23 protein-coding genes and 1 pseudogene are annotated in these 20,321 nt (G+C 67.3%); 9 read left to right on the top strand and 15 right to left on the bottom strand.

Going from position 1 to position 20,321, the window contains the following annotated elements:
- Positions 1-387 precede the first annotated feature (387 nt).
- Both QC826_RS21940 and QC826_RS21945 read left to right on the top strand, forming a co-directional pair.
- The gene (locus QC826_RS21940) at positions 388-1,185 is read left to right on the top strand and encodes an ABC transporter substrate-binding protein (RefSeq protein ID WP_279762433.1); all 798 of its coding nucleotides are present in this window, start codon (positions 388-390) and stop codon (positions 1,183-1,185) included.
- Entirely contained in the window at positions 1,182-1,970 is a 789-nt protein-coding gene (locus QC826_RS21945; protein WP_279762434.1) for a GGDEF domain-containing protein, read from the top strand. The genes QC826_RS21940 and QC826_RS21945 overlap by 4 nt, the downstream gene beginning before the upstream one ends.
- Here the strand turns inward: QC826_RS21945 and QC826_RS21950 are convergent.
- From QC826_RS21950 to QC826_RS21970, 5 genes are all read right to left on the bottom strand, one after another.
- Complete coding sequence (locus QC826_RS21950; RefSeq protein ID WP_279762435.1) at positions 1,967-3,238, bottom strand: O-acetylhomoserine aminocarboxypropyltransferase/cysteine synthase family protein; 1,272 nt, start codon at positions 3,236-3,238, stop codon at positions 1,967-1,969. The two genes, QC826_RS21945 and QC826_RS21950, sit on opposite strands and share 4 nt — an antisense overlap.
- Before the next feature lie 116 nt (positions 3,239-3,354).
- Positions 3,355-3,741: a hypothetical protein gene (locus QC826_RS21955; protein WP_279762436.1), complete on the bottom strand. Its 387-nt coding sequence runs from the start codon at positions 3,739-3,741 to the stop codon at positions 3,355-3,357.
- A gap of 56 nt (positions 3,742-3,797) precedes the next feature.
- Positions 3,798-4,523: a hypothetical protein gene (locus QC826_RS21960; RefSeq protein ID WP_279762438.1), complete on the bottom strand. Its 726-nt coding sequence runs from the start codon at positions 4,521-4,523 to the stop codon at positions 3,798-3,800.
- A gap of 15 nt (positions 4,524-4,538) precedes the next feature.
- The gene (locus QC826_RS21965; RefSeq protein WP_279762439.1) at positions 4,539-5,312 is read right to left on the bottom strand and encodes a MipA/OmpV family protein; all 774 of its coding nucleotides are present in this window, start codon (positions 5,310-5,312) and stop codon (positions 4,539-4,541) included.
- A gap of 74 nt (positions 5,313-5,386) precedes the next feature.
- Positions 5,387-5,986: an outer membrane protein gene (locus QC826_RS21970; protein WP_279762440.1), complete on the bottom strand. Its 600-nt coding sequence runs from the start codon at positions 5,984-5,986 to the stop codon at positions 5,387-5,389.
- 200 nt (positions 5,987-6,186) lie between these two features.
- Between QC826_RS21970 and QC826_RS21975 the strand changes: the two genes are divergently transcribed.
- The 4 genes from QC826_RS21975 to QC826_RS21990 all read left to right on the top strand — a co-directional run bounded on the left by QC826_RS21975 (position 6,187) and on the right by QC826_RS21990 (position 9,426).
- A complete protein-coding gene (locus tag QC826_RS21975) occupies positions 6,187-6,879 on the top strand; it encodes a response regulator (protein WP_174900460.1) in 693 nt (230 codons plus the stop codon).
- Between the two features lie 3 nt (positions 6,880-6,882).
- Positions 6,883-8,232, top strand: coding sequence for an ATP-binding protein (locus tag QC826_RS21980; RefSeq protein ID WP_279762441.1), 1,350 nt, complete (start codon positions 6,883-6,885; stop codon positions 8,230-8,232).
- Positions 8,233-8,384: 152 nt separating this feature from the next.
- Positions 8,385-9,020, top strand: coding sequence for a TetR/AcrR family transcriptional regulator (locus tag QC826_RS21985; RefSeq protein WP_279762443.1), 636 nt, complete (start codon positions 8,385-8,387; stop codon positions 9,018-9,020).
- Positions 9,021-9,120: 100 nt separating this feature from the next.
- Positions 9,121-9,426, top strand: a complete 306-nt coding sequence (locus QC826_RS21990; RefSeq protein WP_099415829.1) for an antibiotic biosynthesis monooxygenase family protein — start codon at positions 9,121-9,123, stop codon at positions 9,424-9,426.
- Positions 9,427-9,486: 60 nt separating this feature from the next.
- Here the strand turns inward: QC826_RS21990 and QC826_RS21995 are convergent, their stop codons facing one another.
- Positions 9,487-11,781 (bottom strand): putative bifunctional diguanylate cyclase/phosphodiesterase, encoded by a 2,295-nt coding sequence (locus QC826_RS21995; protein ID WP_279762445.1) that lies wholly within the window; start codon positions 11,779-11,781, stop codon positions 9,487-9,489.
- Positions 11,782-11,946: 165 nt separating this feature from the next.
- Positions 11,947-13,134 carry a nicotinate phosphoribosyltransferase gene (gene pncB / locus QC826_RS22000; RefSeq protein ID WP_279766564.1) on the bottom strand — a complete coding sequence of 396 codons (1,188 nt, stop codon included), beginning with the start codon at positions 13,132-13,134 and terminating at the stop codon, positions 11,947-11,949.
- Positions 13,135-13,302: 168 nt separating this feature from the next.
- Between pncB and QC826_RS22005 the strand changes: the two genes are divergently transcribed.
- On the top strand, positions 13,303-13,482 hold the full coding sequence (locus QC826_RS22005) for a type II toxin-antitoxin system HicA family toxin (protein ID WP_279762446.1): 180 nt from the start codon (positions 13,303-13,305) through the stop codon (positions 13,480-13,482).
- 112 nt (positions 13,483-13,594) lie between these two features.
- Entirely contained in the window at positions 13,595-14,014 is a 420-nt protein-coding gene (locus tag QC826_RS22010; RefSeq protein ID WP_279762447.1) for a type II toxin-antitoxin system HicB family antitoxin, read from the top strand.
- A gap of 106 nt (positions 14,015-14,120) precedes the next feature.
- Here QC826_RS22010 and QC826_RS22015 read toward each other — a convergent pair whose 3' ends face one another.
- From QC826_RS22015 to QC826_RS22035, 5 genes and pseudogenes are all read right to left on the bottom strand, one after another.
- Positions 14,121-14,450 (bottom strand): hypothetical protein, encoded by a 330-nt coding sequence (locus QC826_RS22015; RefSeq protein ID WP_313872790.1) that lies wholly within the window; start codon positions 14,448-14,450, stop codon positions 14,121-14,123.
- Between the two features lie 457 nt (positions 14,451-14,907).
- Entirely contained in the window at positions 14,908-15,195 is a 288-nt protein-coding gene (locus tag QC826_RS22020) for a type II toxin-antitoxin system RelE/ParE family toxin (protein ID WP_313872791.1), read from the bottom strand.
- 2 nt (positions 15,196-15,197) lie between these two features.
- Complete coding sequence (locus tag QC826_RS22025; protein ID WP_279762448.1) at positions 15,198-15,419, bottom strand: TA system antitoxin ParD family protein; 222 nt, start codon at positions 15,417-15,419, stop codon at positions 15,198-15,200.
- Positions 15,420-15,486: 67 nt separating this feature from the next.
- Positions 15,487-16,365, bottom strand: a complete 879-nt coding sequence (locus QC826_RS22030) for a cysteine hydrolase (RefSeq protein ID WP_279762450.1) — start codon at positions 16,363-16,365, stop codon at positions 15,487-15,489.
- Positions 16,366-16,483: 118 nt separating this feature from the next.
- Positions 16,484-17,099: pseudogene (locus QC826_RS22035) on the bottom strand (FMN-dependent NADH-azoreductase).
- 150 nt (positions 17,100-17,249) lie between these two features.
- Here QC826_RS22035 and QC826_RS22040 point away from each other — a divergent pair.
- Positions 17,250-18,185, top strand: a complete 936-nt coding sequence (locus QC826_RS22040) for a LysR family transcriptional regulator (RefSeq protein ID WP_279762451.1) — start codon at positions 17,250-17,252, stop codon at positions 18,183-18,185.
- Between the two features lie 73 nt (positions 18,186-18,258).
- Here QC826_RS22040 and QC826_RS22045 read toward each other — a convergent pair whose 3' ends face one another.
- The 3 genes from QC826_RS22045 to QC826_RS22055 form a co-directional block, all read right to left on the bottom strand.
- Entirely contained in the window at positions 18,259-18,570 is a 312-nt protein-coding gene (locus tag QC826_RS22045; protein WP_279762452.1) for a chaperone modulator CbpM, read from the bottom strand.
- A gap of 3 nt (positions 18,571-18,573) precedes the next feature.
- On the bottom strand, positions 18,574-19,500 hold the full coding sequence (locus QC826_RS22050; protein ID WP_093386110.1) for a DnaJ C-terminal domain-containing protein: 927 nt from the start codon (positions 19,498-19,500) through the stop codon (positions 18,574-18,576).
- A gap of 108 nt (positions 19,501-19,608) precedes the next feature.
- Positions 19,609-20,265 carry a beta/gamma crystallin-related protein gene (locus QC826_RS22055; protein WP_279762454.1) on the bottom strand — a complete coding sequence of 219 codons (657 nt, stop codon included), beginning with the start codon at positions 20,263-20,265 and terminating at the stop codon, positions 19,609-19,611.
- Positions 20,266-20,321: the final 56 nt, after the last annotated feature.

Consider the following 20,321-nt stretch of genomic DNA (forward strand, 5'->3'; position numbering starts at 1 on the left):
CGCGCCGCCCTATCGGCGTATCCCATGGTTATTTTTTGCGTGAGGAAATCACTTCCACCACGGCGGATTTGGCGGCAGCGCGCGAAACCGCCTGGTCTACGACAGGCCGAACGAGATGCCACTGCGCGTCAAGCGGTCCGGCGTCAAGGGCGGCGGCGAGGTCGCCCCCTGAGGCGCGCCGGCGGCGCGCGCAAGCTTGCCATTTCGCGCAAGGGATGCGCGCCAATGCAACAAATACGCGACAGATACGCAACAGTTTCGCGCCTTTGCGCGCCGTAACCGCCGCCACGGCGGCAACGGCGCGCCGGCCCAACCGTATAATTTCAGCACGCGGCGGCCCGCCGCGACCGGGCCGCCCGTCGCGTCGGCGCATTGAGGGGTGGACTGTTGCTGTATCGATTATTGATCGCCTGCTGTTTGACGCTGGCCGCGCTGGCCGCGCCGGCGCACGCCCTCGACGCCGTCACCCTGCAGTTGAAGTGGAGCCACGCCTTCCAGTTCGCCGGCTACTACGCCGCGCAGCAACTGGGCTACTACCGCGAGGCCGGCCTCGACGTGCGCATCGAGGCCGGCGGCGGCGGCGTCGACACGCTGCAAAGGGTGCTCGACGGCCGCGCCCAGTTCGGCGTCGGCAACAGCAGCCTGCTGCTGGCGCGCAAGGCCGGCAAGCCGGTGGTGGCGCTGGCGGTGATCTTCCAGCACTCGCCGTCGGTGCTGCTGGTGGCCCAGTCGGCCATGCACAGCGGACCGCGCGACCTGGTCGGCAAGCGCGTGATGGTCGAGCCGCAGTCGGAGGAGCTGCTGGCCTATCTGCGCCAGCAGGGCATAGGCGGCGAGCAACTGGTGCAACTGCCGCACAGCCAGAAGACGCAGGACCTGATCGACGGCAAGGTCGACGCGATGACCGCCTACTCCACCACCGAACCGTATCTGCTGGAACGGGCCGGCTTCGCCTACCGCCTGCTCAGCCCGCTGGCCGACGGCATCGACTTCTACGGCGACAACCTGTTCACCACCGAGGCCGAGATCGCCGCCCATCCGGCCCGCGTGCAGGCCTTCCGCCAAGCCAGCCTGCGCGGCTGGGAGTACGCCGTGGCCCACCCGCAGGAGGTGGTCGAGATGATGCTCAAGCACTATCCGGGGCCCACAGCCGCGAGTTCTACCTGTACGAGGCGGCGGCGATGAAGCCGCTGATGCGCACCGACCTGATCGAGGTCGGCTACATGAATCCGGTGCGCTGGCTGCACATCGCCGACACCTACGCCGACCTGGGCCTGCTGCCGCGCGGCTTTTCGTTGCGCGGCTTCCTCTACCAGCCCGACGCCAAGGCCGACCTGAGCTGGCTGGTCGCGGCCGCCGCGCTGCTCGGCCTGACCGGCGCCATCGCCCTCTACATCCACCGCGTCAACCGCCGGCTGGCGCGCGCGCTGGCCGCCAGCAAGCAGGCCGAGCAGGCGCTGCGCCACATGGCCCAGCACGACAGCCTGACCGGCCTGGCCAACCGCGCCCTGTTCGCCGACCGGCTCGAACAGGCGCTGGCCGGGGCGCGCCGCGACCAGCAGCACCTGGCCCTGCTGTTCATCGACCTGGACGGTTTCAAGCCGGTCAACGACCAGTTCGGCCACGGCGTCGGCGACCTGCTGCTCAAGGAGGTGGCGCAGCGCCTGCTGCGCGGCGTGCGCCACTCCGACTCGGTGGCGCGCATCGGCGGCGACGAGTTCATCGTGCTGCTGCGCCACGTCGGCAGCGCCCACGCCGCGCTGGCCATGGGCGACAAGCTGTGCGCCGCGCTGCGGCCCGGCTACCAGATCGACGGCCACCACATCGACATCTCGGCCAGCATCGGCATCGCCGTCTACCCCGAGCACGGCGCCGACCAGGCCGCGCTGAGCAAGCACGCCGACAGCGCGATGTACGCCGCCAAGAAGGCCGGGCGCGACCGCGGCGCGCTGTACCAGGCGGCCGGCTAGACGGCGTCCAGCGCCTGCGCCAGGTCGGCCAGCAGGTCGTCGCTGTGCTCGATGCCGATCGACAGGCGCACCGTGTCGACGCTGACGCCGGCCTTGGCCAGCTCGGCCGCGTTGAGCTGGCGGTGCGTGGTCGAGGCCGGATGGCAGGCGAGCGACTTGGCGTCGCCGATGTTGACCAGGCGGGTGAACAGGCGCAGCGCGTCCTGGAAGCGGGCGCCGCCCTCGACGCCGCCCTGCACGCCGAAGGTCAGCACGCCGGACGGCCGGCCGCCCAGGTACTTGACGGCCAGCGCGTGGTCGGGATGGCTTTCCAGGCCGGCGTAGTTGACCCACTTGACCTTGGCGTGGGCCTGCAAGAACTCGGCGACCTTGCGCGCGTTCTCGGTGATGCGGTCCATGCGCAGCGCCAGCGTCTCGATGCCCTGCAGGATAAGGAAGGCGTTGAACGGCGAGATGGCGGCGCCGGTGTTGCGCAGCGGCACCACGCGGGCGCGGCCGATGTAGGCCGCCGCGCCCAGCGCCTCGGTGTAGACCACGCCGTGGTAGGACACGTCGGGCTCGTTGAGGCGCTTGAAGCGGGCCTTGTGCTCGGCCCAGGGGAACTTGCCGGAGTCGACGATGGCGCCGCCCAGCGAGTTGCCGTGGCCGCCGAGGTACTTGGTCAGCGAGTGCACCACGATGTCGGCGCCGTGCTCGAAGGGGCGCAGCAGGTAGGGCGTGGCGACCGTGTTGTCGACGATCAGCGGCAGGCCGTGCTGGTGGGCGATGGCGGCGATGGCGGCGATGTCGGTGATGTTGCCCAGCGGGTTGCCGATCGACTCGACGAAGATGGCCTTGGTGCGCTCGTCGATCAACGCGGCGAAGGTCTCGGGCCGGGCGGCGTCGGCGAAGCGGGTGCTGATGCCGAACTGCGGCAGGGTGTGGGCGAACAGGTTGTAGGTGCCGCCGTACAGGGTGGAGGCGGAGACGATGTTGTCGCCCGCCTCGGCGATGGTCTGGATGGCGTAGGTGACGGCGGCCTGGCCCGAGGCCAGCGCCAGCGCGCCGATGCCGCCCTCGAGCGCGGCGACGCGCTGCTCGAGCACGTCCTGGGTCGGGTTCATGATGCGCGTGTAGATGTTGCCGGGCACCTTGAGGTCGAACAGGTCGGCGCCGTGCTGGGTGTCGTCGAAGGCGTAGGCGACCGTTTGGTAGATCGGCACGGCGACGGCGCGGGTGGTCGGGTCGGGGGTGTAGCCGCCGTGGACGGCGATGGTTTCCAGCTTCATTGCATCTCCTTGGGGTGGTGTTGCCAAATTCGCCGCCCCAGCATAGAAGAAAGCAACTATGCGTCAAAATAATATAAAGTCATTTCTATATGCATAAAATGCATAAGCAGCCAATCTCAGAGCAGATGGCCCAGCCTGGCCAGGCCGCCCAACACCGCCAGCAGCGTGGCGAGGTGCAGGCCGACCAGCCATTTCAGCGCCGAGGCGAGTTCGTCCCGCATCTTCTCGTTGTCCTTGCGGGCCTCGCTGCGCACCTTGTCGATTTCCGCTCTCAGCGCGAAGCCCAGCTTGTCGCTGTCCGCTCTCAGCTCGAAGCCCAGCTTGTCGCTGCCCGCTCTCAGCGCCAGACCCAGCTTATCGGTGTCCGCCCTGGCATCCCTACGCGCCTCGCGGATTTCCGCATGCAGTTCCCGGAGACCATCGTCCAAACGCCGCTGCAACAGGTCCAATGCCCTGACGGTCTGTTCCTGCACGGATTCGATTTTGGCGAGGCGCGCTTCCATGACGGAATGCTCTTCCCTTTGCCGCGGATTGTCAATCGGCGCGCCGTCGCCCCCCCCTACTCGAGCAGCGCGGCGATGGCCAGCGGCGTGTTGCGGGTGACCAGCTGGCCGGCCTCCGGCGCGGCGGCGAAGCGGTAGACGAAGAGGCGCAGGTTGTTCACCACGTCGCCCGGGAAGGCGGGGCCTTCGCGCGCCGGCAGCGCGCTCTGGCCGTGGTCGGCGCGGCGCAGGCGCACCTCGGCCTCGCCGTCGTGGCGGGCGTAGGAGAACTGCACGCCGACGCAGCTCTTGCCGCCGACGCCGCCATCGCCGACGTAGCGCAGATAGGCCAGCAGCTGCTCGCAGGCCAGGCGCAAATCGGCCGCCTCGTAGACGCCGTCGGCGCGGGTGGCGATGGAAACCCACGCGGCAAAGTGGAACTGGCCGGCCTTGCGGTTCAAGGTCAGCGCGGCGTTGTCGTCGTAGGCGGCCTTGGAGAACGGGAAGACGGCGCGGCCCAGCGCGTCCAGCGCCAGGTTCAGGCTGCCGGCCCTGCTGTTGAGCGTGAGCCGCAGGCCGTCGAGCGAGGCGCCCTTGTCGCGCGGACGGACCCGGTAGTGGCTCAGCAAAAATTGCTTGGGCTTGCTGTACTTCTCGAACCAGATCATCTGCCGGTAGGCGTCGCGGTACTCGACCCAGTCCGACTCGCCGGCCTCGGCCGCCTGCGCCAGCGCGCGCCCCGGCGCCAGCGCCAGCAAGGCGCACAGCAGCAGTAGGCGGAGCGGTCGGAGCGGTCGGGGCATGGCGGCGCGCGGCGGCTAGAAGCGGTAGGCCAGGCCGGTCGACACGCTGACGACGCTGCTGCGGCTGACGGTCGGGCTGTCGGCCACCGTGGCGCCGAAGCGGCTGGCGTTGACGGCGGTGTTGATCATCCAGCTGGGGCTGAGCTTCCAATTCCAGTTGACGCCGCCGTCGACGCTGCTCAGGCCGGCCGTGGCGCGGTAGCCGCGCAGGCCGGGGTAGCGCTCGGCGTCCGCCGTCACGCCGTAGCGCTGGCGCATGACGCGGCCGTCGGCGGCCGACAGGCCCAGTGAAAAGGTCAAGGTGTGGTGCGGCAGGATGTTCGGCAGGCTCTTCTGCAGGCCGACGTGCAGGCCGATGCCCTGCGCGTTGCTGTCGTAGTACAGCGAGCTGGTCAGACGCGCCTCCGCGCCCAGGTAGTAGTTGACGAAAGCGCCCAGGTTGGGGTTGCCTTCGATGGTCTCGGTGCCGGCCAGGCCGCGCCGGTCGTTCGGATGGCGGTTGTCGCGCGTTTCCAAATACGGGCCGTACTCGAGCCCCGGCGTGGTCGACAGATGCAGGCCCAGCGTGCTCAGGTTGGCGATGAAGATACCGTTGGCCCACTCCACCTGCAGCAGCGGCATGACGCTGCCGCGGCCATGTCCATTCAGGTCGGCGCTGCCCAGGCGGGCGCCGACGGCCATGCCGACGTACATGTCGGTGCTGCCGTCGGGCAGCATGGCGACGCGGGCTTCGTCGGCCAGGGCCGGCGCGCAGGCCAGCAGCAGTAACAGCGGGGACAGCTTGATCATCGGCGACTTTTCATAATAGGGGAACACGGCGGGCCAAGCCCACCGCATTCTAAGGTTAAACCGGCGGCGCCGGCCTAAAAACTGTAGCGCAGGCCCAGCGACAGGTTGTTCAGGTTGGAGACCATGCCCTCGTTGTCCACCTTGCCGAAGCGATCCCACTCCAACTGCACCGACAGCTGTTGGGTGATCGCATAGGCGCCGCCCACGCTGGCATACAGGCTGTTGCGGTTGGCGCTGCGGCTGTCCGAGGCGGCGCCCAAACCGGACAAGGTGATCTTCGAGCTGGTGCGGGCCACGCCCAGTTTGCCGAACAGCGACCACTGCTCGTTCAACGCCAGCGTGCCCTTGGCGGCGGCATAGAAGGCGTGCGCCTCGGCGCCGAGCTGGCCGCCCAGCGGCAGGTCGAAATGGTTGGTGCCGAAACGCTGGTAACCGCCCTCCAGCGCCCACACCGGCGACAGATTGTAGCCGCCGTAGACCTTGACGGGGATGCCGCCGCCCTTGACATCGGCGCGCGTCGTCTTGCCGTCCTTGCCGGTTTGGTTGATGTAGCCGTCGCTCTTGCTGGCGATGTTGACGCCGACATAGAAGTCGTCGGCCAGCGCCAGCGGGGCGGTGGCGGCGGTGGCGACGGTGGCGGCGGCGAACAGCAGGGTATTCAGGATAGGCTTCATGGGATTGATTCCGAGTGGTGGTAGGAGCGACCAATGGTAGAGACGGCCGGCGCCGAAGTCCTCCTCGCGGTGTCGTGCAATTGTCGTCAATTTGTACGCGCCATTTGTATAGAAAATGTACGGCCGTGTATGCGATTGTCGGAATGCCCCCGCCGCGCAGTGCCTCTTATACAATACGGCTGCCCAACAATGGAGGCTGGATGATCGCTGTGATGCTGGTGGAGGACGACGCGCGCCTGGCCGCGCTGGTCAAGGAGTACCTGGACGCCTACGAGTTCAAGGTCGACGTGGTGCCGCGCGGCGACCTGGCGCTGGCCCGCTTCGACGCCACGCTGCCCGGACTGGTGGTGCTCGACCTGACCCTGCCCGGCATGGACGGCATGGTGGTGTGCCGCCAGCTGCGCCAGCGCAGCGAGGTGCCGATTTTGATCCTGACCGCGCGCGAGGACATGTTCGACGAGGTCTCCGGCCTCGAACAGGGCGCCGACGACTACATCAACAAGCCGATCCAGCCGCGCGTGCTGCTGGCCCGCCTGCGCGCCCTGCTGCGCCGGGGCGAACGCGGCGCGGCGGCCGCGCCGGCCAACGCCGACCTGACGGTGGGCGCGCTGCGCATCGCCCGCGCCGACCGCGCCGTGTTCTGGCGCGGCGCCGAGGTGGCCATGAACGGCGCCGAGTTCAAGCTGTTCCTGATCCTGGCCGAGGCGGCCGGCCGCGTCCTGTCGCGCAACGACATCCTGGTGAAGATGCGCGGCATCGAGTTCGACGGCCTCGACCGCAGCATCGACAACTGCATCTCGCGCCTGCGCCGCAAGTTCGACGACGGCGGCGCCGAGCGCATCAAGACCGTCTGGGGCGAGGGCTACCTGTTCAGCCCGGCCGCCTGGGAATAGCCCTTGAACCGCATCTTTCAGCGCTTCGTCGTGCTGGTGATGCTGGCCATCACGCTGGCCACCTTCGTCATCTACTTCACCTTCAGCCGCCTGTTCGGCGACCCGCTCGAACAGATCGCCACGCGCCAGGCGGCCGGCCAGATCTTCCTGCTCGAGCAGTACATCGACCGGGCCGCCAACGACGAGTGGCTGGCGCGCCTGAACAAGGTGCGCGAGGTGTCCGGCGCCGACATGGAGCTGCTGGCGCTGCCGGCCGCGCTGGGCGCCCTGCCCGAGCGGCGCCGCGCCGAGCTGCTGCGCGGCGCCATCGTGCTCGACGTGGCCGGCAAGGCCTTCTACCGCCGCGTCGACCTGACCGGCGCGCGCTACATCGACAGCGACGCCGAGGTGATCCACGTGCAGCGCCTGCCGATCGACATCGGCGAGGCGCTCGGCATGGAGGCGATCCGCTTCGCCATCGTGGCGCTGTTCCTGCTGGTGCCGATCGGCTGGTGGTCGCGCTCGCACTGGCGCGGCCTGCAGGCGCTGTCGCGCGTGGCCGACGACTTCGGCCGGGGCGACCTGGCGGCGCGGCCGGCGCGCCGGCAAACCTCCAGCATCGCGCCGCTGGCCGGGCGCATCGGCGACATGGCCGAGCGCATCGCCACGCTGCTGGAGACGCGCAAGAACCTGCTGCACGCCGTCTCGCACGAGCTGCGCACGCCGATCGCGCGGCTGGAGTTCGGCCTCGAGCTGCTGCGCGCGGCGGCCGCCGATCCGGCGCTCGAGCCGCGCCTGCTGGCGCTGGAGGGCGACGTCGACGAGCTCAAGGCGCTCGTCAACGAACTGCTCAGTTTGAACAAGCTGGACCACGCCGAGGCGCCGCGGGGCGCCCCCTTCGACCTGGCGGCGATGCTGCGCGCCTGCGCCGACGGCTGCGCCGCCGGCCTGCGCGGCAAGACGCTGGAGGCGCACATCGGCGCCGCCGACGGCCTCGCCGACGGCGACCAGCGCCTGCTGGCGCGCGCCGTCAACAACGTGCTGGGCAACGCCGCCAAGTACGCCGCCGGCCGCGTCGTGCTGACGGCGGCGCGGCGCGACGCCGGCCACTGGACGGTGGTGGTGCGCGACGACGGCCCCGGCATCCCGGCCGACATGCGCGGCCGCGTCTTCGAGCCCTTCTACCGCCTGGGCCGCGAGGCCGACCACGCCGCCGGCGGCTACGGCCTGGGCCTGGCGATCGCCCAGCGCGCCCTGCAACTGCACGGCGGCGCCATCGCCGTCGAGGACGCCGAGGACGGGATGGACGGCGCGGACGGCGCGACACCGCGCGGCGCCCGCCTGGTGCTCACCATCCCCTGCCGCCGGACCTAGAAACGAGCTCGGCGGGGCCGTGCCGTGGTCGACAAAAAACTGGCCAAATCGCGCCAAATCACGCTAAAAACCCGCTTGAAACCGGGTTGAAACCGGGTTGAAAGCCGGCTTGCATTAGAATAGGGAATTAGTGCCTTTTGATATAGACCACCATGCAGACCCTCGCCTCTCCCCCCTCCGTGCTGAAAAAACGCGGACGTCCCGCCAAGGGCGAGGGTGGCGGCCTGCGCGCCGAGCTGATCGAAAAATCGGCCCGCCTGTTCCGCGAAAAAGGCTACGACAACACCACCGTGCGCGACATCGCCGCCGCCAGCGGCATCCAGGCCGGCAGCTGGTTCTACCACTTCAAGACCAAGCAGGACATTCTGGTGGCGATCATGGAACAGGGCATGGCGCGCTCGCTGGCGCAGATCGAGGCCATCGGCGAGCAGGGCCTGGCGCCGCGCGCGGCGCTGGAGCGGCTGGTCGAGGTCCACCTGCACACCCTGCTGGCGCCCGACCACGACTTCATCGCCGTGCTGCTGTACGAATGGCGCTCGCTCGACCAGCCCTCGCGCGACCGCATCGTCGCGCTGAAGGACCGCTACGAGGCGGTGTGGGACGAGGTGATCGGCGCCCTGCACCGCTCCGGCGACTGGGCCATGCCCTCGCGCTTCGACCGCCTGCTGATCTTCGGCGCGCTGAACTGGACGGTGCAGTGGTTCAAGCCGGGCAGCGGCGCCGACGTCAAGGAACTGGCGCAGCAGGCGCTGTTGTTCATCCTGCGCACGCCGCCGCGCGAGGCCTAGACACAACAGGCGCAAGGCTTTATCGCCGGCGGCCGGCGCCGGCGCGCACGCGAACGCCGCGCTTCAGGCAGAATAGTGGCACCCAAACACAGGAGCCGCCATGATCTATGAAATCGCCGAGTTGTACATCAAACCCGAAGCCCACGCCGCCTTCCAGGCCGGCGTCGCCGAAGCCACGCCGCTGTTCCAGCGCGCCAAGGGCTGCGTCTCGATGCGCCTGACCCGCTGCATCGAGCAGGTCGACACCTACCATCTGGTGGTCGGCTGGCAGACGCTGGAAAACCACATGGTCGACTTCCGCGAAAGCGCCGACTTCCAGCTCTGGCGTGGCCTGGTCGGCGCCTGCTTCGCCCAGCCGCCCAAGGTGGAGCACTTCGAGACCGTGGTGGCCGGCTTCGGCGCCTGATTGTTCAAGCTGGACTGTTCAAGCTTGATGGTTCAAGCTTGATGGTTCAAGCCTGATGGTTCAATCCTGGCCGGCCACGCCGGCCAGTTCCGGCGTCGGCGCGCCCTCCAGGCCGAGGCGCAGCCACTGCGTCGCCTCCTGCGGCGGCATCGGCCGGGCGAAGTGAAAGCCCTGCAGCTCGTGGCAGCCGGCCAGGCGCGCCGCCAGCGCGTGCGCCGACGTCTCTATCCCCTCCGCCACCACCCGTAGTTGCAGCGCGTCGGCCAATTGGCAGATCGCCCGCACCACCGCCACCGCGTCGGCCGCCGGCAGCGGGTCGATCAGCGCGCGGTCGATCTTCAAGGTGTGCAGCGGCAGGTTGCGCAGCATGCTCAGCGAGGAGAAGCCGGTGCCGAAATCGTCCATCGCCACCTGCACGCCCAGCTCGCGCAGCTGCTGCAGCTGCTGGCGCGTGTCGTCGAGGTTGTCGACCGCCGCGCTCTCGGTGATCTCCAGCGTCAGGTAGCGCGCCGGCACGCCGTGCTGCGCCAACGCCTGCTCGACCAGTTGCAGGAAGCCGGGGTCGAGCAGCTGCACCGGCGACACGTTGACCGCCACCGGCACGCACTCGCCGAAGGCGGCGCGCCACAAGGCGATCTGGCGGCAGGCCTCGCGCAGCAGCATGGCGCCCAGCTCGGCGATCAGGCCGGTGTGCTCGGCGATGGCGATGAACTCGACCGGGCTGATGTCGCCGATGCCGGGCCGGTGCCAGCGCGCCAGCGCCTCGAAGGCCAGCAGCCGGCCGGTGGTGGCGTCGACCTTGGGCTGGAAGTGCAGATGGATCTCCTGGTTGCGGATGCCCTTGCGCAGCGCCTGCTCCTGCTCCAGCGCCTGGCTCGACATCAGCTCGAAGCGCTGCTCGGCCAGCGCCAGCGCGGTGCCCGGCGTGCGCTTGGCCTGGTACATCGCCGCGTTGGCGGCGCGCAGCAGCGCGTCCGGCTCGGCGGCGTTGAGCGGATACACCGCCATGCCCATCGAGGCGTCGATGAAGAACTCGCCGTCGGCCACCGCCAGCGGCTGGGCGCAGACGGCGCGCAGCCGCTGCGCCATCTCGCGCGCGCCGGCGGCGCCCGGTTCGAGGATGGCGAACTCGTCGCCGCCCAGGCGCATCAACTCGGCGCCCGCGCCCAGCGCCGCCCGCAACTTGGCGGCGAAGGCCAGCAGCACGCGGTCGCCGGCCAGGTGGCCCTGGCTCTGGTTGAACAGCTTGAAGCGGTCGATGTTGAGCACCACCAGCGTATGCGGCGCGCCCGAGCGGTCGGCCAGGCAGCACTGCGCCAGCCGCTCCATCAACACGCTGCGGTTGGGCAGGCCGGTCAGCTCGTCGTGGCTGGCCTGGTGCTGCAGCTCGCGCGCGCTGGCGATGCGCTCGGTGTCGTCGGTGATCAGCAGCTGGGTGGCCGACTCGCCCTCCCAATCGATGCGCCAGGCGGAGAAGCGCAGGTCGCGCCAATGGCCGTCGGCCACCTTGCGCCGGCCTTCCCAGTTGGCCAGCGCCAGCGTGCCGTCCTGCAGTTGGCGGTGCACGCCGGCCAGCGCCGCGGCGCTGAAGCTCGACTCGGGCAGCTGCGCCAGGCGTTCGGGCGCGCCCAGCGCCGGCGCCAGGCCGTAGATCGCCAGCGCCGCCGGGTTGGCGTGCAGGATGCGCTGGCCGTCGGTGACCACCACGCCCTGCTGCGAGTGTTCGGTCAGCAGGGCGAAGCGGGCCGACAGCTTGCGCGCCTCGCGCGCCGAACGGGCCAGCGCGGCGAACAGCAGCACGCAGACCAGCGCGGTGCGCAGCGCCGTCGAGAGGAACAGGTTGGCCGCCAGCTCCTCCTCGCCGGCGTAGACCAGCGGCAGCTGGTTCAGGCCCAGCACCATCAGCATCGGGCCGACGCCGCGTTCGAGCGCGCTGGCGCGGCGCATCCACCAGGCTGCCAGCGCGCCCAGGCCGCAGGTCACGCCCAGCACCACCATCGGCCAGTAGGCCAGCTTGTTGGCGTAGGACGGCAGGATCAGCACCAGCGCCATGGCGGCCAGCATGGCCAGCGCCGCCGCCGGATGCAGCCGGCGCCCGGCCAGGCGCATCACGCCCGAGCTCATGAACAGCAGGTTGAGGATGGTGGCGCACAGGCCGACGGCGAAGGCCAGTTGGTCGTAGGGCGGCGGCGCGTGGCGGTAGAAGTAGTAGCTGGCCGAGCTCAGGCCGGCCGCCATGGTCGAGCAGGCCAGGTCGCGGGCGAAGGCCTGGGTGCGGTGGCGCCACCACACCAACAGCAATACGGCACCCAACATCAACAGTACAGCGGAATTAGTAAAATACAAATATTTCATGCGCTGCGTCCCCGCCTGTCCGCGTCAGCCACCGTCGCCGGTAGTTTCCACCATGGAATTTATTATTCCCATGGTAAGCGATTTTATTGCTTGGGAGGCACACCGGGCGAGAATTCCGGCGCGCCGCGTCCACAATCGCCCACGCCGGCCGCGCCGGCCGCCTCGCTACGCCGGATGCTTGAACACCTGGCGCAGGTAGGCGAGGAAGGTCTCGTCCTTGCACAGCGTCTTGCCGGGCGAGTCGGACAGCTTGGCCACCGACTGGCCGTTGCAGGCCACCAGCTTCATGACGATGTTGAGCGGGGTCAGGCCGACGTCGTTGGTCAGGTTGGTGCCGATGCCGAAACCGGTCATGATGCGGCCGGCGAAGTGGCGGTACAGCGCGAAGGCGCGCTCCAGGTCGAGGCCGTCGGAGAACACCAGGCGTTTGGTGTTGCCGTCGATGCGCAGCGCGGCGTAGTGGGCCAGCGCCTTCTCGCCCCAGACGACGGGGTCGCCGGAGTCGTGGCGCAGGCCGTCGAACAGCTTGGCGAAGTACAGGTCGAAGTCGTCGAGGAAGGCGTCCATGCCGACCACGTCGGTCAGCGCCACGCCCAGGTCGCCACGGTACTCCTGCACCCAGGCCTCCAGCGCCGCCTTCTGGAAGTCGCGCAGGCGCACGCCGAAGGCCTGGAAGGACTGCATGTACTCGTGCGCCATGGTGCCGATGGGGACCAGGCCGAAGCGCTTGGCCAGGTAGACGTTGGAGGTGCCCTTGAAGTACTGCGGCACCTCCTGCGCCAGGCGGAACACCACCTCCTCGTGCCAGGCGGCGGAGAAGCGGCGGCGCACGCCGAAGTCGGAGAACTCGAAGGGGTGGCGCAGCGCCGGCTGTTGGCCGAAGGCGCGCAGCGCGGCGATCTTGTCGTCGAGCCGGGCGCGGCCCTCGGCCAGCGCGGCGGCGCCGTCGAAGCGGCGGAAGTACAGCTCGTTGACGATGTAGAGCACGAAGATCTCGAAGGCCATCACGTGCACCTGCGGCCCGGCGGCGTGGATGCGCAGCGTGTCGCCCTCGGCGCTGACGCGGATGAACTTGCGCTGGAAGCGGAACACGGTGAGGAAGTCGACGAAGTCGCTCTTGATGTAGCGCAGCGAGCGCAGGTAGTCCAGCTCGTCCTCGGCGAAGGCCATGCTGCACAGGTGGTCGAGCTCGCGTTCGACGGCGTCCTTCAGTTCGGCCAGCGGGAACACCGGGCTGTTGCGGCAGACGAACTCGTATTCGGTGTGCGAGTTGGGATGGCTGTGCAGCAGCGCCTGCCACATGGTGAACTTGTACAGGTCGGTTTCCAGCAGGCTGCGCACGATAGGCGCCATGGGCATAGTCAATTCGCTCTCCGGTTGCATCGAGCCAATATCTTACGCCATACAGGGGGTAGGATGGGCTGTGCGCCAATAAAAACACAACAAATATGTTGCTACCAGCATTGAAAACGCAACATATTTGTTGTACCATCCATTTACCATTCAAGTGAAAGGGGATGTATGAAGTACAGCGAGTTCCGGCGGTGGCTTGAGAAGCAGGGTGCAGTCTTCACCCCTGCCAAAGGAAGTCACCATAAGGTATCTCTTATTGGCCGATCAACAGTCTTCCCGTACCATGGAGCGCAAGAAATGGGAACGGGGCTGGTAGAGAAGATTAAGAAAGACCTTGGACTGAAGTGAGAAAGCCCCGGATGGGGTTTTCTGATCCTCGCGCGGCAGAATAGATCCTCTGAAGAAAATGCATTCCGCACATGAGCATAGTGTGCCCCCTTACCGAACATAGAGGCGATCCATGCTGAATTATCCAGTGACACTCGTGCCAGATACGAATGGCACCTACTTGGTCGGTTTTCCCGACTTCCCTGAGGCAAATTCGGTTGGCGACAATATCGAAGATGCCTTGAAAAATGCCGTCGACGCGCTTGAGTCTGCACTCGAAATCTACTTCGATGAGCGCCGCCCTGTGCCTGCGCCATCCGCTCCTGAGCCAGGGCAGCACCTTGTGGCATTGCCCGCGCTCGAAACAGCGAAGGTACTGCTGTGGAACGAGATGTACGCACAAAAAGTGCGCAAGGCCGACCTGGCGCGCATGCTCAACGTCCACACACCTCAAGTCGATCGTCTTTTCGATCTTAAGCACTCTTCGAAAATTGAATTCGTCGAGCAAGCCGCCAAGGTATTGGGCAAGACCTTGGTGGTCGGGTTGAAGTAGTTCACTATCACTCAGAAAAATGCCCACGCATCTGGGCTGCCCCCCAAAGCCGGTGTCCAAGCTTTGGGGAGAGTTCAATCTACAGTGGACATTTTTTCTCTTGTGTTCAGCGCCCGGCGTTTCTCAGCAGCTCCTGCAACACCTCGCCCGACTGCACCAGTTGCACGCCGCGCGCCTGCATGGCGGCGAGGAAGTCGTGGTACTGCGGCTCGAAGCCGGCCACCGGGCTGATGCAGTCGGTCAGCAGCGCCAGCCGCGCCAGCGCGGCTTCGCCGAAGCGCTCGGCGAAGTGGCCGGCGATGTGCTCGACGCTGGCCTTGACGCAGTGGCTGCCGGCCTCGCCGGCGATGTAGATCTGCTCGGCCGGCGCCAGGCTGTCGAGGAAGGCGAGGTTCAGCTCGGTGGCCGGGTCGGCCGCGTCGGGCACCTCGGCCATCACCGCCGAGTAGTGGCCGGTTGCATCGAGCCAAATTCTTACGCGATGCGGAGCCAGGGCGTGCTGCTGTGGCAGGGCTACGATTGAATTACAAACTTGGTTCTTTGATCATTATTGAGACTACTCATTGGCTGTTTTACATGTGCCCCCAGTGACGCTATGTTGGCAGATCGTAGCGGTTGGACACGTGGGTAAATTCTGCAACCAAGCAAATAGCACTGCAACGAAGAAAACGGACAGAAAAACCACACCGACTAGCACAAAATCCATCGTTACTCCTCAGTAAATCGACAAGCTCTGGCGATGACAATCCCGCCCTTCGAGATCTGCTGCGAGAGGGTTATAGCAATGCTAGCCAACGGCTCACCGGCCTCCTCGTAGTGATCAACAAGATAGGAAATGACTTGATGATTGGAGAATTTCGTAAAGTCCGTCATGGAGATGCTCCTCGCATTGACTATAAACGTTTCAACTCAGTATAGAAATTCTCGTGCGATCCAAGGCCGAGCAACACCACCTTCTCCGGTGTGAATTTATCGGGCTGCAGCCTATAAGCCAGCAGCACCTCCTGCTTGTTCAACCTAAATTTGTAAACGAACACACCGGCCAAATCGCCCTTCTTCTCGTCACCGATGTCCGGGTTGGACGCGACATTCCTCACTGCTTGATCAACCACGCCTTTGTCTTTGGCATGCAGCTTTTTGGCGGCCTTCAAAAACGTCGGGGTGACAAGAATTTCCAGCACTGTCAGACGCCAAAGGTATAGGGAGCAAGCTGCCCCGCTTTTTCCTCTTGCAGGGCCAGCAACGTATCCTTGATGAACTGAAGCGGCAAGTCGGGATTCTCATCGACAGCCTTGCCGAGGCGCGCCCAATACTCAATTTGCTTGGGAACCGAGCGATGCTCGGCAGCGGCATGGGGTTTGGCCATTTCGACCAGCTCAGCGGATAGTTTCAACGCAATCGACATTTTTGCACCTCTTCAAAGAAGTTCCAGTCTGCGACCATTTGCGACCTTTTGCAACCGAAACGCAGGCTCAGCGCCCGGCGTTCCTCAGCAGCTCCTGCAACACCTCGCCCGACTGCACCAGTTGCACGCCGCGCGCCTGCATGGCGGCGAGGAAGTCGTGGTACTGCGGCTCGAAGCCGGCCACCGGGCTGATGCAATCGGTCAGCAGCGCCAGCCGCGCCAGCGCGGCTTCGCCGAAGCGCTCGGCGAAGTGGCCGGCGATGTGCTCGACGCTGGCCTTGACGCAGTGGCTGCCGGCCTCGCCGGCGATGTAGATCTGCTCGGCCGGCGCCAGGCTGTCGAGGAAGGCGAGGTTCAGCTCGGTGGCCGGGTCGGCCGCGTCGGGCACCTCGGCCATCACCGCCGAATAGTGCTCGGTCCACGGGTTGGAACCCTTGAGCAGCTTGCCGACCACGCCCAGCGAGGCCTCCTCCCAGCGGTTGTAGGCGGCGCGCACGTCGTCGTGGACGCAGCCGCCCCAGCTGCCGATCTCGCAGTGCACCGGCCACACCATCAACCGGTAGCGGCCGGCCGCCTCCAGCGCGTCGAGGTAGGCCAGCGCGCGCTCGGTGGCGCCGTTGCGCGGCAGGTAGCGGGCGGCGCGCACGTCGGCGGCGGCGATCTGGGTGAACGGCGCCACCGGGGCGCCGTCCGGGCCGGCCCAGAAGCCCGGGTGGGCGATGTCGAAACGGTGGTGGGCGTCGAGCGTGACGCTGATGGCCGACAGGCCCTGGCGGCCGCGATTGATCAGGCCGGCCAGGCGCAGCATGTCCTGGTGCGCGCCGGGCACCGGCAGCGCCGGCGCGTGCGCCGTGCGGGTGGCCGGATTCTCCGGCCGGTAGCCGGGCGGCAGGTCGCAGAAATCGTTTTGCGGGTCGATGATGAGCAGATGCAGATTGCGTTTCATGATGAGGCTCCAGAGCACGGACGTGTTCTGCATGATAAGGGCAACAATGCAAAAAACTCAAAGGAAAACGCTGTTTTACGGCTTGGCGGGATGCAGGAAGCGCCACCGGCGGCGGCGCTTAGGCGGCGACCAGTTCCTCGATCTTGCTGCGGCCCTTGGCCAGGGTGTTGGCGACGGCCTCTTCGCCCATCGCCACGCCCTCGGCTTGCACGAAGGTGATGTCGCTCAGGCCGATGAAGCCGAGCGCGGTGCGCAGATAGGTGGCGAGGAAGTCATACGCGGCGGCCGGGCCTTCGCTGTAGACGCCGCCGCTGGCGGTGAAGACGTAGACCTTCTTGCCGGTCAGCAGGCAGCTCGGGGCCGTTGGCGCCGTACTTGAAGGTGCGGCCTACGCGCAGCACGTGGTCGATCCAGGCCTTCAGGCCGGAGCTGACGGAGAAGTTGTACATCGGCGCGCCGAGCACGATGACGTCGGCGGCGACCAGCTCGTCGACCAGGGTGTCGGAGATCTTGATGGCGTGGGCCTGCTCGGCGTTGCGCGCCTCGGCCGGGGTGAAGAAGGCGCCCATCATCTGCTCGGTCAAGTGCGGCACGGGATGGCTGACCAGGTCGCGCTCGACGATGCTGTCGGCCGGGTTGGCGGCGCGCCATTTGGCGATGAATTCCGCCGACAGTTGACGCGACAGGGAGCCCGCGTTGCGCACGCTGCTGTTGATGTAGAGTAGGTTTGCCATGATGCCGTTTCCTTTTATCAAGTGGATAAGCTCGGGCGCCTGCCGATACCCTTGCGCGCCGTTGAGTGTTGCAGTCATCATAGTTCGGGTTTACTATCTATGGAATCCATAACTTCTAGAACGGTAACATCGATTTTTTCGATATAAACTATGCGAGATCCCGGCCTGCCCTCCCTCGACCAATTGCGCGTGTTCATCGCCGTCATCGACCACGGCGGCTTCGCCCACGCCGCGCGCGCCCTGCACCGCACCCAGTCGGTGATCAGCTACACCATCGCCAACCTGGAGGAGCAGCTCAACATCGAGCTGCTCGACCGCAGCAAGCGCAAGCCGGTGCTGACCGAGGCCGGCAAGGCGCTGCTGGCCGACGCCCGCGCCGTCTCGCTGAAGGTCGACGGCATGCGCTCGCGCGCCAAGGCGCTGTCGGCCGGGCTGGAGGCGGAGGTCTCGCTGGTGGTCGACGTGATGTTCCCGGCCTGCGCGCTGGTGAAGATCCTGCACGCCTTCCAGCGCGAGTTCCCGACCGTGTCGATGCGGCTGCGCATGGAGGCGCTGGGCGCGGTGACCGAGTTGGTGATGGAGCGCGTCTGCCACATCGGCATCAGCGGCTGGATGCCGGGCATGCCGGAGACCATCGAGCGGCGCAGTTTCGGCTTCGTGACGATGGTGCCGGTGGCCTCGCCGATGCATCCGCTGGCCCAGATCGGGGGTAAGATCCCGACGGCGCTGCTGCGCGAGCACATCCAGCTGGTGGTGACCGACCGCAGCAAGCTGACCGCCGGCCAGGACTTCGGCGTGCAGGCGCTGCGCGACTGGCGCCTGGGCGACCTGGGCTCCAAGCACAACCTGCTGCGCAGCGGCATAGGCTGGGGCAATATGCCGCTCGAGCTGATCCAGGACGACCTGGCGCGCGGCCTGCTGGTGCGCCTCGACATCAACGACGGCAACTCGTTCAGCTTCCCGCTGTACGTGATCCACCGTGGCGACGAGGAGCCTGGGCCGGCCGGCAAGTGGTTGATGCAGCAGTTCTTCGACCTCGAGCCGAGCATGCCGGCCGACAGCGACCACGTCAAACGGCTGGGCTGAGGCCGGGGCCGAAGCGGCGGCGGACGCCGCGCCGCCTACCCGGCCCGAAGCGGCGGCGGCGCTGGCGCCACTGCTACTTGATGCCGGCGGCGCGCATGCGGGCGCGCAGCCGCCTGATCTCTTCCGACAAGTCGACCACCAGCGCGGCGATGTCGTCGTTGGCCTCGAAGTCGCGTTCGACCTGGCGCAGGCGGCGCGCGCGCACCAGGTCGATGCTGGTGAAGCGCCAACTGCCGGCGTGCTCGGGCGCGTCCTCCAACAGGATGCCGGTGCGCACGTGCTGCACCACCCAGTCCGGCTCGACCGCGCAGGCGCGGGCCAGTTCCTCCACGGTCAGCGCGGCCTCATCGACCAGCACGCCGCTCAACAATTCCGATTGCCCCATCGCTCATCCTCCCGCGCGCGGATTGAAGGCCATCTCGCGCGCCATGGTTTCATACAGCTCCTTCGCCCGCGCGCTGCTGGCCGGCGGCAGCACCACCTCCAGCAGCAGGTACAGGTCGCCGGCCGGATTGCCGGGAATGCCGCGCCCCTTCAGGCGCAGCTTGCGGCCGCTCTGCGAGCCGGCCGGCACCGTCACGGTCACCTTGCCGGACGGCGTGGACGCGTCGATCTCCTGGCCCAGCGCGGCCTCCCACGGCGCCACCGGCACCGTGGCGAACACGTCGCGGCCCTCGACGCGGTAGCGCGGGTCGCTGCTGAACTGCAGCTCCAGATACAGGTCGCCCGGTCCGGCGCCGCCGGACTGGCCCTGGCCGGACAGGCGCAGCTGCTGGCCCGCCGTCACCCCCTTGGGGATGTTGACGTCGAGCGTGCGCTCGCGCGTGACGACGCGGCCGTGGCCGTCGTTCTCGGGGATGCGCAGCTTGATGGTGCGCGTCGCGCCGTGGTAGGAGTCGGCCAGGTCGATCACCACGCTGGCGTGGCTGTCCTCGCCGCGCGTCTGGCTCTGGAAGCCGCCGCGCCGGCGCCCGCCCAGGTGGGCGAACAGGTCGGCGAAGAAGTCGCTGCCGGCGTCGCCCGCGCCCGCGCCGCCGGCGCCGCCGAAGCCGGCGCCCCAGTCCGGCGGCGGACGGAACTCCTGGCCGGCGCGGTATTGGTGGCCCTTGCCCAGTTCGTCATAGGCGGCGCGCTTCTCGGCGTCGCCCAGCACGCCGTAGGCCTCGTTGAGCTCCTGGGTTTTCTTTTGCGCGTCCGGCTCCTTGCTGACGTCGGGATGGAACTTGCGCACCAATTTGCGGTAGGCCTTCTTGATCTCGTCCTCGGTGGCGGTCTTGCTCAGGCCCAGCGTTTGATAGTAGTCCTTGTATTCCACTTGCGCTCCCAAAGGTTGCCATATCGCCAGCGAGTATAGCCTAACGCAAAACGCGCGCCGTCGGCGCGCGTTCCACTACTCCCCCACCGCGCAACCGGCGCGGATTGCTCAGCGTACCCGGCGCAGCGAGGAGATGCGGTCGTTCATGTCGATCACCGGGTAGCGCCCCGGGCCGTAGGTGATGCACTGGCCGCCGTAGTCGGCGTCGTTGCAGAACTCCCAGCGGCCGTCGTTGATGACGATCGAGCTGACCACGTCGTTGAAGTCGAAGTCGCGCAGCGTGCGCACGTCGTTGTGCACGCCGACTTGGCGGCCCTCGAAGCGGGCGTGCTCGAACAGCATCACGGCGTCGCCACGGCGGCCGTAGTCGTTGTCGTTGCCACGGCCGTTGTCGTTGCCGTGGCCGTGGCCGTGGCCACGGTTGCCGTCGTCACGGTCGCGGCCGCCGCGGTTGCCGCGGTCGAGCTCGCGCGCCGACGAGATCAGGTTGTCGAAGCGGCGCAGGGTGGGATACTCGCCGCGCTCGAGGATCATGCAGCGGCCGCCGAAATCGGCGTGCTCGCAGACTTCCCAGGTGCCCGCGCGGACCACCGCGCTGGAGGCGCGGTCGTTGAAATCGCGCTGGTTCAGGTCGGTAACGGCGCCGCGCAGGCTGACGTCGTGGCCGCCGAAATCGGGGCGCGAAAACAACGTCAACTCGCCCGCCTGGGCAGCCACCTGGTTCAACGCGGCCAGCAGGAAGGCGGCTGGAATGATCTTTTTCATAATTTAATCTCCGGGAAATACGCTAGTAAGCCCAACAACGCAGCAGCATACATTCT

Source organism: Rugamonas sp. DEMB1, assembly GCF_029834475.1.
In the GTDB taxonomy this organism is placed as follows: Bacteria; Pseudomonadota; Gammaproteobacteria; order Burkholderiales; family Burkholderiaceae_D; genus Rugamonas; species Rugamonas rubra.

Excerpts from the sequence above, each read along its gene's own strand:
- QC826_RS21970 (WP_279762440.1), bottom strand. The coding sequence starts at position 5,986 with ATGAAGCCTATCCTGAATACCCTGCTGTTCGCCGCCGCCACCGTCGCC.
- QC826_RS21985 (WP_279762443.1), top strand. The coding sequence starts at position 8,385 with ATGCAGACCCTCGCCTCTCCCCCCTCCGTGCTGAAAAAACGCGGACGT.
- QC826_RS21990 (WP_099415829.1), top strand. The coding sequence starts at position 9,121 with ATGATCTATGAAATCGCCGAGTTGTACATCAAACCCGAAGCCCACGCC.
- QC826_RS21950 (WP_279762435.1), bottom strand. The coding sequence starts at position 3,238 with ATGAAGCTGGAAACCATCGCCGTCCACGGCGGCTACACCCCCGACCCG.
- QC826_RS22010 (WP_279762447.1), top strand. The coding sequence starts at position 13,595 with ATGCTGAATTATCCAGTGACACTCGTGCCAGATACGAATGGCACCTAC.
- QC826_RS21960 (WP_279762438.1), bottom strand. The coding sequence starts at position 4,523 with ATGCCCCGACCGCTCCGACCGCTCCGCCTACTGCTGCTGTGCGCCTTG.
- QC826_RS22015 (WP_313872790.1), bottom strand. The coding sequence starts at position 14,450 with ATGGCCGAGGTGCCCGACGCGGCCGACCCGGCCACCGAGCTGAACCTC.
- QC826_RS21945 (WP_279762434.1), top strand. The coding sequence starts at position 1,182 with ATGAAGCCGCTGATGCGCACCGACCTGATCGAGGTCGGCTACATGAAT.
- QC826_RS22055 (WP_279762454.1), bottom strand. The coding sequence starts at position 20,265 with ATGAAAAAGATCATTCCAGCCGCCTTCCTGCTGGCCGCGTTGAACCAG.
- pncB (WP_279766564.1), bottom strand. The coding sequence starts at position 13,134 with ATGGCGCCTATCGTGCGCAGCCTGCTGGAAACCGACCTGTACAAGTTC.
- QC826_RS22030 (WP_279762450.1), bottom strand. The coding sequence starts at position 16,365 with ATGAAACGCAATCTGCATCTGCTCATCATCGACCCGCAAAACGATTTC.
- QC826_RS21975 (WP_174900460.1), top strand. The coding sequence starts at position 6,187 with ATGATCGCTGTGATGCTGGTGGAGGACGACGCGCGCCTGGCCGCGCTG.
- QC826_RS21955 (WP_279762436.1), bottom strand. The coding sequence starts at position 3,741 with ATGGAAGCGCGCCTCGCCAAAATCGAATCCGTGCAGGAACAGACCGTC.
- QC826_RS21995 (WP_279762445.1), bottom strand. The coding sequence starts at position 11,781 with ATGAAATATTTGTATTTTACTAATTCCGCTGTACTGTTGATGTTGGGT.
- QC826_RS22045 (WP_279762452.1), bottom strand. The coding sequence starts at position 18,570 with ATGGGGCAATCGGAATTGTTGAGCGGCGTGCTGGTCGATGAGGCCGCG.
- QC826_RS22025 (WP_279762448.1), bottom strand. The coding sequence starts at position 15,419 with ATGTCGATTGCGTTGAAACTATCCGCTGAGCTGGTCGAAATGGCCAAA.
- QC826_RS22040 (WP_279762451.1), top strand. The coding sequence starts at position 17,250 with ATGCGAGATCCCGGCCTGCCCTCCCTCGACCAATTGCGCGTGTTCATC.
- QC826_RS21965 (WP_279762439.1), bottom strand. The coding sequence starts at position 5,312 with ATGATCAAGCTGTCCCCGCTGTTACTGCTGCTGGCCTGCGCGCCGGCC.
- QC826_RS22005 (WP_279762446.1), top strand. The coding sequence starts at position 13,303 with ATGAAGTACAGCGAGTTCCGGCGGTGGCTTGAGAAGCAGGGTGCAGTC.